This is a genomic window from Cellulomonas telluris (assembly GCF_004886325.1).
Lineage (GTDB): Bacteria > Actinomycetota > Actinomycetes > Actinomycetales > Cellulomonadaceae > Cellulomonas > Cellulomonas telluris.
This window is the reverse complement of the sequence record NZ_QXFN01000005.1, coordinates 576,739-590,418: the sequence shown is the minus strand read 5'-3', so window position 1 is coordinate 590,418 and position 13,680 is coordinate 576,739. Positions and strand designations below refer to the sequence as shown.

General features: G+C 78.1%; 12 protein-coding genes. 9 read left to right on the top strand and 3 right to left on the bottom strand.

The annotated features are described in order from the left end of the window. Position 1: 1 nt before the first annotated feature. From FB586_RS18250 to FB586_RS18230, 5 genes are read left to right on the top strand one after another with little or no spacing between them, the layout of a single operon-like run. A complete protein-coding gene (locus FB586_RS18250) occupies positions 2-1,384 on the top strand; it encodes a DUF58 domain-containing protein (RefSeq protein WP_246036924.1) in 1,383 nt (460 codons plus the stop codon). Beyond that, entirely contained in the window at positions 1,381-3,939 is a 2,559-nt protein-coding gene (locus tag FB586_RS18245; RefSeq protein WP_136520743.1) for a transglutaminase-like domain-containing protein, read from the top strand. The genes FB586_RS18250 and FB586_RS18245 overlap by 4 nt, the downstream gene beginning before the upstream one ends. 2 nt (positions 3,940-3,941) lie before the next feature. Next, positions 3,942-5,081 (top strand): DUF5684 domain-containing protein, encoded by a 1,140-nt coding sequence (locus tag FB586_RS18240; RefSeq protein ID WP_136520742.1) that lies wholly within the window; start codon positions 3,942-3,944, stop codon positions 5,079-5,081. Continuing rightward, a complete protein-coding gene (locus FB586_RS18235; RefSeq protein ID WP_136520741.1) occupies positions 5,078-5,887 on the top strand; it encodes a PP2C family protein-serine/threonine phosphatase in 810 nt (269 codons plus the stop codon). Before FB586_RS18240 ends, FB586_RS18235 begins: the two co-directional genes overlap by 4 nt. Continuing rightward, on the top strand, positions 5,884-6,672 hold the full coding sequence (locus tag FB586_RS18230) for a hypothetical protein (protein ID WP_136520740.1): 789 nt from the start codon (positions 5,884-5,886) through the stop codon (positions 6,670-6,672). The genes FB586_RS18235 and FB586_RS18230 overlap by 4 nt, the downstream gene beginning before the upstream one ends. 78 nt (positions 6,673-6,750) lie before the next feature. Here FB586_RS18230 and FB586_RS18225 read toward each other — a convergent pair whose 3' ends face one another. Genes FB586_RS18225 through eccD form a run of 3 tightly spaced genes read right to left on the bottom strand, consistent with a single transcriptional unit; the run spans position 6,751 to position 10,715 of the window. Continuing rightward, a complete protein-coding gene (locus FB586_RS18225; RefSeq protein WP_168800602.1) occupies positions 6,751-8,004 on the bottom strand; it encodes a S8 family serine peptidase in 1,254 nt (417 codons plus the stop codon). After that, positions 8,001-9,377, bottom strand: a complete 1,377-nt coding sequence (gene eccB / locus FB586_RS18220; protein WP_136520738.1) for a type VII secretion protein EccB — start codon at positions 9,375-9,377, stop codon at positions 8,001-8,003. The genes FB586_RS18225 and eccB overlap by 4 nt, the downstream gene beginning before the upstream one ends. A 3-nt stretch (positions 9,378-9,380) precedes the next feature. After that, complete coding sequence (eccD, locus tag FB586_RS18215) at positions 9,381-10,715, bottom strand: type VII secretion integral membrane protein EccD (protein ID WP_136520737.1); 1,335 nt, start codon at positions 10,713-10,715, stop codon at positions 9,381-9,383. Between the two features lie 282 nt (positions 10,716-10,997). On the opposite strand from eccD, the gene FB586_RS18210 reads away from it, so the two are divergent. The 4 genes from FB586_RS18210 to FB586_RS18195 all read left to right on the top strand — a co-directional run bounded on the left by FB586_RS18210 (position 10,998) and on the right by FB586_RS18195 (position 13,657). Next, positions 10,998-11,312, top strand: a complete 315-nt coding sequence (locus FB586_RS18210) for a WXG100 family type VII secretion target (protein WP_136520736.1) — start codon at positions 10,998-11,000, stop codon at positions 11,310-11,312. Positions 11,313-11,334: 22 nt separating this feature from the next. Continuing rightward, the gene (locus FB586_RS18205) at positions 11,335-11,637 is read left to right on the top strand and encodes a WXG100 family type VII secretion target (RefSeq protein ID WP_246036922.1); all 303 of its coding nucleotides are present in this window, start codon (positions 11,335-11,337) and stop codon (positions 11,635-11,637) included. Between the two features lie 200 nt (positions 11,638-11,837). Further along, on the top strand, positions 11,838-12,260 hold the full coding sequence (locus FB586_RS18200; protein ID WP_136520735.1) for a hypothetical protein: 423 nt from the start codon (positions 11,838-11,840) through the stop codon (positions 12,258-12,260). Then, positions 12,257-13,657, top strand: coding sequence for a S8 family peptidase (locus tag FB586_RS18195; RefSeq protein WP_136520734.1), 1,401 nt, complete (start codon positions 12,257-12,259; stop codon positions 13,655-13,657). The genes FB586_RS18200 and FB586_RS18195 overlap by 4 nt, the downstream gene beginning before the upstream one ends. Positions 13,658-13,680: the final 23 nt, after the last annotated feature.

The following is a 13,680-nucleotide window of genomic DNA, read 5'->3' as shown; positions in this document are numbered from 1 at the left end:
CGTGACCGGGCAGGACAGCTCCCGCGAGCGGCGCACGCTCGAGAGCACGGGCACGTGGGCCGCGACGCGCACGCGCGGGATGACCGTCACGCGCGTCGTCGAGACGCGCCGCGGCCCGTGGGCGAGCACCTGGTTCGTCGCGCGCCGGCTCGCCGAGCGGCTGCGCCGCGCCCTCGCACGCACGTGGGGCGCGGTCGTGCGGACCCTGACGCCGGCGGGCTGGACCGTGCTGGGGGCGGTCGCAATGGGGCTCGTGCTCGGACCGCTCGCCGGGTGGACCGCCGGGTGGGTGCTCGTCGTCGCGGGGGCCGTGCTGCTCGTCCTGTCGGCGCCGTTCCTGCTGGGCGGTCACGACTACGACGTGGACCTCGTGCTCGACAAGGACCGCGCCGTCGCGGGCCGGGAGGTCACCGGCGCCGTGCGCCTGGTGAACACCGGGAGCCGGCCCGCGCTCCCGGTGCTGGTCGACGTGCCGGTCGCCGAGGGCCTCGTCGAGGTCCAGGTGCCGCTGCTGGCCCCGGGCCGCGCGCACGACGAGCCGCTGCGCGTGGCCGCCCACCGCCGCGGCGTCATCGACGTCGGACCGCTCACGCTCACCCGCTCCGACCCCGTCGGGCTGCTGCGCCGCGAGGTGCGCTGGCCCGTCACCCGGACCATCCACGTGCACCCCGTCACCACGGTGGTCCCCTCGACCAGCGCCGGCGTCGTGCGTGACCTGGAGGGCATGCCGTCGGCGAAGGTCGTCGCCTCCGACCTCGCGTTCCACGCCATCCGCGAGTACCAGCCCGGCGACTCGCGCCGCAACGTGCACTGGCGCTCCACGGCGAAGGTCGGGCGGCTCATGGTGCGCGAGTTCGAGGAGACGCGACGCTCGCGCCTCGCGCTCCTGCTGGGCCTGGCCGCCGACGACTTCGCCGACGAGGACGAGCTCGAGCTGGCCGTCAGCGTCTTCGCCTCGCTCGGCGTCCAGGCGCTGCGGGACGGGCAGGACGCGTACGTCGCGACGAGCGAGGAGGCGCCGCGCGTCACGCGGGGCTCCGTGGTCTCGCTGCGGACGCTGCCCACCGCGACGCCGCGCGCGCTGCTCGACGCCACCTGCACGCTCGCCGCCGGGGAGCGCGCCACGACGCTCGAGGACGTCGCGTCGCTCGCGGCCGGCACGTGTCCCGAGATGTCGGTCGCGTTCCTCGTCGTCGGCTCGCAGCCCGGGGCCGACCGGCTGCGCGCCGCGGCGCACGCGCTGCCCGCGGGCACGACCGTGATCGCGCTGCGCTGCGAGCGTGACGCCGACCCGGGCGCGCGGACCCTGCGCGAGCTGACGGTCGTCACGATCGGCGCGCTCGGCGACCTCGGCCCGCTCGTGCACCGGGTGGCCGCGGCATGAGCGCCGTCCTCGACGCCCCTGCCCGCGGCGCGGCGCCGCCGCCCGCACCGGCGCCCGCACCCGCACGCGCCGGGCGCCCCCCGCGCCGGTCCGGCCGCGGGGGCGGCGCGGAGCGCGTCCTCGGGGTGGTCTGGCTGCTCGGTGCGGTCGCGGTCGCGGTCGTCCTGGCGTGGCCCGTGTGGGCCACGCCGCGCCTCGCGCTCGTCGCCGCCGCGGGCACGCTCGTCGGCGCCGGAGTCGTGCTGCTCGGCGCGGCCCGCCGCTGGGGCCCCCTGCGACGTGCGGTGCTCGTGGCCGCCGGGTTCCTCGTCGTCGCCGTCCCGGTCGCGGTGCCGTGGCGCGCCGACCTGCGCGGCTGGCCGGCGGGGCTCGTCGAGGCCGTCGCCGCCGTCGTCGTCGGCTGGAAGCAGCTGCTGACGCTGGAGCTGCCGGTCGAGGAGTACCAGGCGGTCCTCGTGCCGTTCCTCGTCGCCGTCGTCGTCACCACGGCCGTCGCGGCCCCGCTCGCGGTGCGCCGGGACACGCGCGCGGTGCTGGCGGTGCCGGTGCTGGCCGTGCTCGCGCTCGTCGGGCCGGCGTTCGGCCCCGTCGCGCCGCAGCCGGCGCTCGACCTCGGGCCCGTCCGCGTCCCCGACGCGCGCACCACGCTCGGCCTCGCGGCGCTCGTCCTATGGTCGGTGCTGTGGGCGGTGGCCCGTGCGGCCGTCGCGCGGCGGCGCGCCGTCCGGGTCGGCAGCGGCGGCCAGGCGCGCCGCCGCCGCAGGGGCGTCGCGACGACGCTGGGCCGGCTGGTCGCCGCGCTCGTCCTGGTCGGCGTCGCGGTCGGTGCGGCCGCGTGGGTCGCGCCCGGGACACCCGGGTGGGCGCAGCGGCACGTGCTGCGCGAGGACGTCGAGCCGGTGCTGGCCGTGCAGCACGAGCCGAGCCCGCTCACCTCGTACCGCGCCGCGTTCCGCACCGACGCCTTCGGCGAGGAGCTGTTCACCGTCGCCGTCGACGGGTCCGGCGTGGACCGGCTGCGCACGGCCGTGCTCGACACCTACGACGGCGCCTCGTTCCGGGTGGGCACGGAGGGGCCGGCGGGCCGGTTCCTGCGCCTGCCGCGCTCCTCGACGGCGGGCGCGACCGCCCAGGTCGAGGTGGTCGTCGGCGACGCGTGGTCCGGCATCTGGGTGCCGGTGCCCTCCGGAGTGGTGGCGGCGCCGCGCTTCGCCGGCCTGCGTGCCGACGCGCTCGCGGCGTCCTTCTACCTCGGGCCGGACGACGGCTCGGCCGTGACGGTCGCGGACGGGGGACCGCAGGGCCGCGGCCTGGCACCGGGCGACTCCTACCGGGTGGCGGCCGCTCCGCGCGCGACGGGGCCGGAGATGCTCGGAGCGCCGGGGGAGGTCGACGCCGAGGCGCTCGCCGAGCAGCTCCCGCAGCTCACCGAGTGGGTGGAGTCCCAGCAGGTCGGGCGTGACGCCGACGCGCTCGTGACGCTCGTGGAGCGGCTGCGCGCCCGCAGCTACCTCAGCCACTCGGTCGCCGACGACGCCGCCGCCGACGCGTGGATCTCCGCGCTCCAGGCGCAGGGCGACTACGTCTTCCAGTCCAGCTACGCCGGGCACTCGCGCGCCCGGGTGGAGGAGCTGTTCGCCGAGCTGCTCGAGCAGGAGGAGGCGCTCGGGGCCGGCGCCGACGACGCCGCGCTCGTGGCCGCGATCGGCGACGACGAGCAGCTCGCCACGGCGGCGGCGCTCGTCGCGCGCCACCTCGGGTACGAGTCCCGCGTCGTCATGGGGGTGCGCCTCGAGGACGTCCCCGGCGCGACCGTCCCGGCGTGCACGGACGTCTGCACGGGCGCGAACCTCGCCGCGTGGGTCGAGGTGCGCAGCCCCGGCGGCGACTGGGTCACCCTCGACGTCGACCCGCAGGTCGACAACCCGCCCGTCCGTGTCGAGCAGGGCACGCAGGCGCCCCAGAACCCCACCACGGTCCAGCCGCCCGAGCTGCCCGTCGTCGACCCGCCGGTGCTGAGCCGCGACGGAGCGGGCGACGACCAGGACTCCCGCGACGAGGAGGCCCGCTTCGGCGACAGCCCGTGGCTCGCCGTCCTGCGCACCGTCGGGCTCGTGGCCGGCGGGCTCGCGCTGCTCGTCGCGCCGCTGCTCGTGCTGCCGGTCGCGAAGGCGGTCCGGCGCCGCCGGCGCCGTCACGCGGCGGTGCCGGAGGTCGCGGTCGTGGGCGCGTGGGCCGAGCTCGTGGACCGGTCGACCGACCTCGGGCGCCCGCTCGAGGGGCCGACCCGCGCCGCGGCGGCGGCCGCGTCCGGCCGCGACGGCGCCGTGCAGCTCGCCGCCCTGGTCGACCGCGCCGTGTTCGCGGCGGTGCCGCCCGGCCCCGACGACGCGGCCGCCGCGTGGGAGGCCAGCGACGCCGAGGCGGCCGCGCTCGCCCAGGAGCACCCGCCGTGGCGCCGCGTCGGCGCCGCGCTGAGCGGCGCCTCCCTGGTCCGGGCGCTCGCGCCGGGACGACGGCGCGCGTCCGACGCCGTGGCGCCGGAGGAGGAGTGAGCGTGCCGGTCCCGACGTCCCTGCTCGCGTCCGGTCCGGGCGCGCTGCCGTCCCTCCTCGCCGCGGCGACGCCCGCCGAGGAGGCGGCCGCGGCCGAGGCCGCCCGGGCGACGGCCGTCGTGCTCGGCGTCGTGGGGCTGCTGCTCGTCCTGCTGGTCTGCTGGGTCTGGTACAGCGCCGCGCTGGCCGCGCTGTTCCGTCGCCTCGGGGCGCCGTCGTGGAAGGCCTGGACGCCCGTCGTGCAGGAGGTCGAGCTGTACGAGCGCGGCGGCGTGCCCGGCTGGTCGGTCCTGTACCTCGTCGTGCCGGTCGTCCAGCTGTGGGGGATCGCGCTGCGTGGGGTGGCCGCCCACCGGATCGGGCGGTCGCTGGGCCGCGGGGCCGGCACGACGGTGCTGGCCGTCCTGCTGCCGCCCGTGTGGGCGAGCCTGGTCGGCTGGGCCGGGAACGGTGCGGGCGCCGCGTCGCGGACGGCCCCCCGGCCGTCGGCGGAGGGCACGGTCGACGAGCACACGGGCTCCGGACGCACCGGGCCGGGGCTCGGCGCAGCACCTGGCGCGCCCCGCGACGTCGGCGGTCGGACGCAGGGGCCTGCTCCTGCGGCCGCGGCGCCGGCGTCGCCGGCCGTGACGCCGGTCCTGGTCGCGCCGCCGGCCCCCGTCGTGCCGCCCGCCGTCCCTGCCCCGGCCCCGGCCGCCGCAGCGCCGGCTCCCGCGCCGTTCGCCCCGGCATCGTCGGCCCCGGCGCCGTCCGCCCCCGCGCTCGACGACGCCGAGCGCACCGTCGTCCGGGCCCGGCCGCGGCCGCGGCACTGGCAGCTGCGGCTCGACGACGGCCGGCTGGTCCCGCTCGAGCGCACGCTCGTCGTCCTCGGTCGCCGCCCGCCCGAGACGGACGACAGCACGCAGGTGGTGGCCCTCGCGGACCCGACCCGGACGCTGTCGAAGACGCACGCGCGGATCGAGCTGCGCGACGGCGGCTGGTGGGTGACGGACCTCGGCTCCACGAACGGCGTGGTGCTGACGGACGCCGGTGGCGCCGAGCGGCTGCTCGTCCCGGGCGAGGCGGCGCCGCTCGCCGGCCGGCTGCGGCTCGGCGACGTCGGGATGAGCGTGGAGCGGCGCGAGGAGGGGGCCCGGTGAGCGGGCGGCACGAGGTCGGCGGCGTCGTCCTGGTGACGGCCGCCGCGACCGGGCCGGGGACGCCGCCCGCCGGGGGCGCGACGCAGGCGCGGGTGGCACCGCCCGTGTTCGTGCTCGCCGACGGGACCGGTCCGGACGGCACGGACGTCGCGGCGGCGCGCGCCGTCGTGCAGGCCTTCGCCGCCGAGGTGCCCCCCGGAGGGCCGGCGGCCGTCGGCGACGTCCGTCGTGCTCTCGAGCGTGCGCACGGCGAGGTCGGCGTTCTCGCCCGCGAGACCCGCGGCCGCGCGGGCAGCACCGTGACGGGCGCCGTGCTCACCCTGCACGAGGGCCGCCCGCACTGGCTCGTCCTCAACGTCGGCGACTCGCGCGTGTACCGCCTGCTGCGGGGCGAGCTGCACCGCCTCACCGTGGACCACGCCGTCCCCGGTCCGGACGGCGGCCGTGCGGGCCGCCGGGGCGCCGGCCGCAGCACCCTGACGCGCGCCGTGGGGACGCCGGGGGCGACGGCGGACTCCTGGCTGCTGCCGGTCGTCGACGGGGAGCGGCTGCTGCTGTGCACGGCCGCGCTCGTGCAGCCGCTGGCGGACGAGACCCTGCAGGCGGTGCTCGCGCTGAGCGGCGCTCCCGCGACGGCGGCCGCCGCGCTGGTCGGCCACGCGACGCGCGGCGGCGCCGGGGCGGAGGTGACGGTCGTCGTCGTCGACGTGCTGTCGGGCGGCCGCTCGCCGGGTCTCGACGACACCTCGCGGGGGACCGCCACCCGCACCGACACCGACGACGACACCCGGGTGGTGCGCCGATGAGCCTCTTCCGCCGCCGTGGCCGCAGCACGCCGCAGCCCGGCACCGAGCCCGCGACGGACGCCCCGTCCGGCCCGCCGGCGTCGTCGCCGGCTCCTGCCGGCGACGACGAGGGCCCCGACGACGCGACGGTCCTGCGCCGCCCCGCCCGGGTCGACGAGCCCGTCCCGGCGGCGCCGGCGCCGCAGGACGACGACGGTTCCGACGACCGCACGGTGGTGCGTCCGGGGGCAGGGGCGGGCGATCCGCAGGACGGCCTCGACGAGCGGACCGTCGTGCGTCCCCGGACGCCGGCGCCGGAGGACGGCCCGGACGAGCGCACCGCCGTCCGTGCGCGGCGACCGACCGCGGACGCGGAGCCGGACGACCGCACCGTCGTGCGCCCCGCGGCGCCCGCGCCCGCGGTCGACGACCGGACGGTCGTACGTCCCGCTGCGCCGCCGCCCGACGGGGCGGCGCCCGACGCGCCGGACGACCGGACGGTCGTGCGCGCGCCCCGCACCGACGCCTCGCCGGCGCCCCAGCCGTCCGCGTCGCGCGTGTGGGCACGCCCCGAGGACGCGCCGGCACCCGAGCGCGAGCGCTACCGGCCCCGCCCGGTGCCCCCGCCGCCGGCGGACGTGACGCCGGTGGAGGGGACGGACGCGCTGCGCGGGGAGGCCGCGGCGATGCGGTCGGTCGCCGGTGCCGCTCGCGCGTGGGCGCGCGCCGCGGTGGTCGCGGTCGTGCTGGTGTCGGTCGCGTGCGTGGCAGGACTCGTCGTCGTCGTCCGGACGCTCCTCGGCTGACGGGGGCTGCTCCGTCCGCTCGGGACGTGCAGCCGGCTCGTGCCGCGCGACGGGCGAGGCCGCTGAGGGGCCTCGTCCTCAGCGGCCCGCGGGCTCCGTGTCCTCGTCCGGCGCGGTCGTGGGGTCCTGCCGCCGGGTCCGCAGCGCCACCACGGCGCCGAGCACCCCGGCCGCGCCGAGCGCGAGGACGGCGACGAACGCGCCCATGTCGCGGGCGGGGGCCCACGGGTCCTGCGAGGGCCGCACCTGCGGGGCCGCGACCGCCGGGCGCACGGGCGCGGGGGTGCGTCCGGTCGCCGGGTCGACCGGTCCGCGGATCGACGCGTCGGGCACGAGGACGATCGCCTCGTACGGCTGCACGACCCCCCAGCCGACGACGTCGTCACGGTGGTCGGGGTCGGGGCGCACCGCGGTGGCCTCGAGCCGGTAGGCCCACTGCGCGGGCGTCTCGTCGGGGTGCGCGGCGGCCACGAGTGCGGCCGCCCCGGCGGCGTACCCCGTCGCGAAGCTCGTGCGCGGCTCCTGCTGCGCGTAGAGGCAGTCGCCCGCCCCGACGGCGCTGGTGAGCACCTGCTGCCCGGGCGCCGCCACGCGCACGTGCGGCCCGTGGGTGGTGGCCGACGTGCCGCGGCCGGCCGCGTCCACGGCCGTCACGCCGAGCGCCGCGGGGGCGGCCGCGGGGTAGCGGACGCCGGCGTCACCCGCGGCGTTGCCGGCACTCGCGACGACGAGGGAGCCACGTGCGTCGGCGTAGGCGACCGCGTCGGCCAGGGCCGGGTCCTCGTCGGGGCTCGACATCGCGACGGCGATCACCTGGGCACCGGCGTCGGCGGCGGCGCGGATGCCCTCGGCGAGGCGCGCGGCGCTGGGCCCGAAGCCGGCCTCGCGCGTCTTCTCGTCGTCGGCGGCGAAGACCCGCACGGAGAGCAGGCGTGCCTCGGGTGCGAGCCCGACGACCTTCGACGTGGCGACCTCGCGCGCGGCGATCGTCCCGGCCACGGCCGTGCCGTGCCCGTGCAGGTCCGCGTAGCCGTTGGCGCCCAGTCCGTCGCCCACCAGGTCGAGGCCACCGGTGAGCGCGTCGGTCAGGTGGGCGTTGGAGGCGTCCACGCCGGAGTCGACGACCGCGACGAGCACGCCTCCACCCCGCGTGACCGTCCAGGCGAGCTCCGCCTGCAGCAGGTCGAGCGCGGGCGGGGTCTGCTCGGCCCACTGGACGTTCCCCGGCTCGCAGCCCGTGGCGGTCGCGGCCGCCGCGGGGCCCGCAGGCGCCCACGTGAGCAGCCCGGCGGCGACGAGGCCGGTGACGGCCGCGGCGGCGGCGCGCCTCACCGGGACGCCGCCTGGGCGGTCGCCTCCGGGTCGGGGACCGTGACGCCCTGCGCCGCGGCGTCGACGGACAGGGTCGGTCCGGTCGGCAGCAGCGCGATCCACGCGTCCGTCACCGCGCCCACGTCCTCGGCGGCGTACCCGAGGCGGGCCAGCGTGTCCTCGTCGCCGACGACGGGGAAGGCGGTACCGGTGGCGTCGACCAGGTAGAGGCCGCCGCTGGACTGGGGACCGCGCCCGCCGGCACGCACGAGGGCGCCCGCGCCGGCGTCCACGCGGACGCCGGCCTCGGTGGCGGCCGTGTCACCGGACGCCACGCCGAGGACCGTGCCGGGTTCGCCGTCGTCGTCGACCGCGACCGCGCACGGCGCGTCGGCGTCGGGCACGGCGGTGATCTCGGAGGCCGGCCAGTCGGCGGCGCCGGCGGGGGTCGGCGAGTTCGGCAGGTCGGCGATGTCGCCGGGGGAGACGTCGACGGCCTCGCCGAGCTGGGAGCCCGTGCCGAGCAGGTACAGCTGGTAGGCGAGCGGGCTCAGCGCCGCCAGCGAGCCGTCCTCCTGGACGAGGTAGCGGTTGCTCGGGACGGAGCCGGAGGGGTGGACGACCTGGCCGACGCGCAGCTCCGTGCCGGGGGCCGGGTCGCCGGCGTCGCGCACGACGATCGCCGAGAGCTCCGTGCCGGGGTCGAACAGGCGCAGCCAGGCGGCGGTGACGTCGCGCACGTCGGCGTCGCCCAGGCCCAGGGCGCGCAGGACCGCGTCGGTGCCGTCCGGGTCGACCGGGAAGGCCGTCCCGCCGACGAGGACCGCGGTGCCGGCCTCGGTGCGCACGACCGCGGCGCCGTCGGTGGCCACCGCGGGTGCGTTCGCGGACAGGGTCGTCGCCACGCCGCCGGCCGCCTCCGCGGGGCCGTCGAGGACGAGGCACGACGCCCACCCGGTGCCGAGCAGCCGGTCGGCGGGCGGCAGCTGGTCGGGGGCGCCGACGATGCCGACGGGGGCCCCGAGCGGGGCGTCGGCGAGCCGCCCGGCGTTCGTCGTCACGACGTCGAACTCGCCGGCGGGGACGATCAGCCGCGCCGACGCGGTGTTGGTGACGGGGTGCAGCGTGCCGCCCACGCTGACGTAGCGGGCACCGGTGTCCTCGGCCACGACGAGGCGGTTGTTGTCCCAGCCGCTGGGCAGGCCCGGCCGCAGGAAGCCGTAGAAGAGGCCGCCGACCACCACGAGCGCGGTGAGGGCGAGGCCTGCGACGACGCCGCGCATCGGCTTGGCCGGCTCGAGCTCCTTGCCGCCCGGGGCGCCGGACGTGAAGGCGGTGAGGAGGCGCCGACGGCTGAACGTCTGCGCCTCGATGAGGTCCTTCTTGCTCGCCACGGGTCAGACGAGTCCCGCCGTGAGGGCGCCGAGCGGCAGCAGGAGGGTGAGGACGGCGAGCTCGACGGTGTCTGCGAGGCGCACCATGCGCATGCGGGCGCGCGGCCGGAGCATCGTCAGGCCGACGAGCGCGGCGACCGACCCGAGCAGGACGATCGTGAGCACCGCGGGGGACACCGAGCCCGACACCGCCACGACGGTCCCGGTGAGGGTGAGGCCGGCCGCGCCGCACGCCATGAGCGCGAGGACGCCGGAGCGGGCGTGCACCTGGCGGGACTGGAACAGCAGCCCGACGAACGCGAGGGCGCACAGGGCCGCCCCGCTCACGCCCGACGCCGCGACGAGCGGCGTGGCGACCGCGACGCAGACCGCCGCCGCGATGCGCAGCGCGAGCAGCAGGCGCTGCCCCTCGAGGGCGCGCCGGGCGACGTCCGGGCCGTCGACGGGCGGCGGCGGCGCGAGCACCTCGGCGTCGCTGTGCGGCGAGACGACGTCGAGCCGGGTGGAGGACAGCGCGAGCCACGGCGCGAGGTTGGCAAGCGTCGCGGCGAGGGCGACGAGCACGGCCCACGGCGCGACGTCGCCCGGCCCGAGGAGCGCCGCGGCGAGCCCGGTCAGCGCGACCGCGCCGCCCGCGGCCACCGGGACGACGTGCACCTGCGGCGCCGACGCCACCGTGGCGAGCGCGAGGCCCCCGGTCACCATCGCGGCGAGGCCCGCGGCGGCGAGCGGCCAGCCCCAGAGCACGCCGTCGGGCACGAGCAGGTACGCGCCCACGGCGGCCCACACGGACGCCGCCAGCCCGAGGCCGTGCCCCGCCTCGGCGGCGCCCGTCCGGGTGAGGACCGCACCCGTCGTCACGAGGACGACGGCGGCGGACAGCGCGACGACCGACCCGATGCCCAGGCCGTGCGGCGACGAGACGAGCAACCCCGCGCCGAGGGCGAGCAGCACGAGGCTGACGGCGAGGGCGGTGCGGGCCTGGTCGGCCGGCGTCCACGGCGCGCGGTCGCGCGTGGCGTCGACCACCGCCTCGACGACGTCGTCGTACCGGCGGTGCTCGGCGACGAGGCCGCCGCGCACGAGCGTGAGCAGCTCCCCGTCCTGCACCCCCTGGGCGGCGCAGCTCTGGGCCGGGTCGAGGAGCCCGCCGTCGGAGCGGCGCAGGGCGTACCCGGCGTGCACGAGGGTCGGGTCGAGCACGCCCAGGCTGCGCACCACGCCCGGCATGAGCTCGACCAGCGGCAGCTGTGCGGGCACGCCGAGGTCCAGCCGGCGGTCCTCGCTGGTGATCGTCAGGTGCAGCAGGGCGCGGGCGGCGGTCGTGGTCTGAGGCATCGGGTCCCCCGGGTGGGCGCACCGGTGGGCGCGCGTCGGACGCAGGTGAGGTTAGCGCGGCGGGCGGTCCCGCCCTCGCCGCGTCCCCCCGTCGACGACCGCCGGCGGCGTCCCCCGGTGACGGTTCACCCGTTCGGGCGTCGGCTGTGCGCCCCATCACGCCGGTATCACCCGCCGGTGTCCGGTTGCTCCGGGAACCTGTCGGGCGTCCGCGCTACTCTGACGGCCGTGCCGTCCGTCACAGGGCGGTGCGCCACACGGCGTCGAGTGAAGGAGTGTGACGTGGCAGAGAACATCTCCGCCGAAGAGGGGGCCCTCGCGCGGGGTGCGCAGGCCGTTGCCGACGCCCGTCAGGGCATCGACAACCGGGTCGCGCAGGTCCGTCGGGAGATCGAGACCGTCGGAGGCATGTGGACCGGTCCGGCCGCGTCGCGCTTCACCCAGCTCATGGCCGAGTGGGACTCCAAGACCAAGAAGCTCAACAGCGTGCTCGACCAGCTCGAGGCGTCGCTGACGGGCACGGCCCGCGACCAGCAGGCCACGGACGAGCAGACGCAGCAGACGATCTCCGGCCTCAACTCGATGATGGGCGCCTGAGGGCGCGCGCGGAACAGGGAGCATGACGATGTCGCTGGGTTCGTTCTCCGTCACCCCGGAGCAGGTCATCGCGCTGTCCGGGAACATCCGTTCCGGTGCGCAGGGCATCCGTGCCGAGCTCGACGAGCTCGACAGCAAGGTCTCCACGCTGCGTGCCAGCTGGTCCGGCCAGGCGCAGGAGTCCTACACGATCGCGCAGCGCCAGTGGACGCAGGCGCTGACCGACCTGCAGCAGCTGCTCGACCGCATCGCGACGAGCACGAACGAGATCGCGCAGAACTACACCGCGGCCGACCGCCAGTCGGCGGGCCGCTTCGGCGCCTGACCCCAGGGTCCGGACGCGACGTGGCGGGGGCCCGACGGCCCCCGCCACGTGCATGACAGCAGCACCGGCAGCACGCCCGGGCGAGGTCGGCACGCCGTACGTGCGACGTCCCGCCGCCGCCCTGCCGGGTACGACAACCCTGCGGACCGCGGTCTCGTCCGCGGCCCGTACCGAACCACGAACGCACGAAGGAGCCAGCGATGCCGGCCATGCAGATCGCGATCGCCGCGCTGAACGAGCAGGCCAGCCGAATCCTGGCGGCGGACGCGATGCTGCCCGGGCCGGGCGAGCTGACGCCCGTCCTCGGGCCGCGATCGGGCCAGTACGCCGCGGTGGCCCCGGTGGCCCAGGTGCTCGACGAGGCCCCGGTGGTCTTCACGCGGCTGCGGGACGAGCTGAGCCAGCTCCTCGACGACTGCGCGACGGCGTTCGCCGACGTCGCCCGGATCTTCGAGGAGGCCGAGTACGCGGCCTCGAGCGAGGTCTCGCGCGCCATGTCGGCCGTCGAGATCGCGGTCGTCATCGACGAGCAGCGGAGCGCGCCGGCGGCACCCGCAGCCGCACCCGCACCCGCAGCGCAGCCCACGTCCTCCGGGACCACGGCGGGCCAGGACGGCTGGTGACGGTGCGCCCCACCGCGCGGACGCCGGCCGGTCTGGCCGCGCTCGCCCTCACCGGCCTCCTCGTCGCCGCGACGCCCGCCGCTGCGTCGTCGGCCGACGGCACCTGGTGGTACTCCGGCATGGGCGTCGCGGAGGCGAACGCGGCGGGTGCGACCGGCGCGGGCGTCACCGTCGCGGTGATCGACGCCGGCATCAACCCGGACCTGCCGATGTTCGCCGGTGCCGACCTGCACGTGCACGAGCCCTCGTTCTGCTTCGACGTCATGACCGGCACCCCCTACCCGGCGGCGCGGACGGACATCACCCAGGCGGCAGCGCACGGGTCGAACGTCGCGGGTTTCGTCGTCGGCACCGGGCAGGGCTTCGACGGCGCGACGTCGCAGCGCGGGGTCGCGCCCGAGGCCCGTCTCCTCTTCTACTCGATCGGCGACCTCGAGAAGCCCTGCCTCGCCACGTACTCGCCCGTCGAGGGCTCGCCCGACGCCATGGCGCTCGCCGTCCGACAGGCGGTCGACGACGGCGCCGACATCATCACGACCTCGATCACCGGCTCCATGAGCGCCGACCCCGACGTGCAGGCGGCGATCGCCTGGGCCCAGACCGAGGGCACGATCGTCATCTCCGCCCTCTCGCAGGACGAGGCCGAGAACGACACCGCGCTCTACTCCGGCGACGACCTGGCGAAGCTGAACGGCGTCGTCGCCGTCGAGGCCTGCGACGCGGACCTGCGGCCGATCACCGGACGCGACGGCGCGCAGATGGAGCACGAGAAGATCACGGTGTGCGCGCCGGGCGTGGACGTGCTGGTCCAGGGCGACGAGAGGGCGGGCGACTGGCGGCCCGTACGGACCGGCTCGGGGACGTCCTACGCCGCCCCCACCGTCGCCGGCGCGCTGGCGGCGGTGTGGTCCGCGTGGCCGGACGCCACGGCGAACCAGATCCTGCAGACCCTCGTGCACGACACGGGGTCGGAGGAGCACGAGCTGAACTACACGGCCGACCTCGGCTACGGCCTGGTCGGGCTGCGCCACATGCTGCGGGAGGACCCCGCGCGGTTCCCCGACGAGAACCCACTGGTGCACGACGTCGGCGACGGTCCGAACGTCGACGCCACCCAGATCACGCTGCGCGAGCTCGCCGAGGCCGAGCGGCCGGTCTGGCCGGGGGACCCGGAGTGGACCGGCTCGACCGCGGCCGCGACCGCGGAGCCGGACGCCACGAGCACGCCGGCCGCCCAGGCTCCGGACGCCCCGTCCGACACGTCCGGCGGCACGCCGGTGTGGGTGTGGGGCGTCGCCGGTCTCGCCGCAGCCGCGGTCGTCACGGCGGCCGCGCTGCTCGCCCGACGCCGTTCGAGCGGCACCGCACCCGTACCGGCTCAGGGCACCGACCGGTGACCGGCGCCCACGACACGACGAGG

Coding starts and splice junctions, on each gene's coding strand:
- FB586_RS18245 (WP_136520743.1), top strand. CDS start 1,381: ATGAGCGCCGTCCTCGACGCCCCTGCCCGCGGCGCGGCGCCGCCGCCC.
- FB586_RS18230 (WP_136520740.1), top strand. CDS start 5,884: ATGAGCCTCTTCCGCCGCCGTGGCCGCAGCACGCCGCAGCCCGGCACC.
- eccD (WP_136520737.1), bottom strand. CDS start 10,715: ATGCCTCAGACCACGACCGCCGCCCGCGCCCTGCTGCACCTGACGATC.
- FB586_RS18205 (WP_246036922.1), top strand. CDS start 11,335: ATGACGATGTCGCTGGGTTCGTTCTCCGTCACCCCGGAGCAGGTCATC.
- FB586_RS18200 (WP_136520735.1), top strand. CDS start 11,838: ATGCCGGCCATGCAGATCGCGATCGCCGCGCTGAACGAGCAGGCCAGC.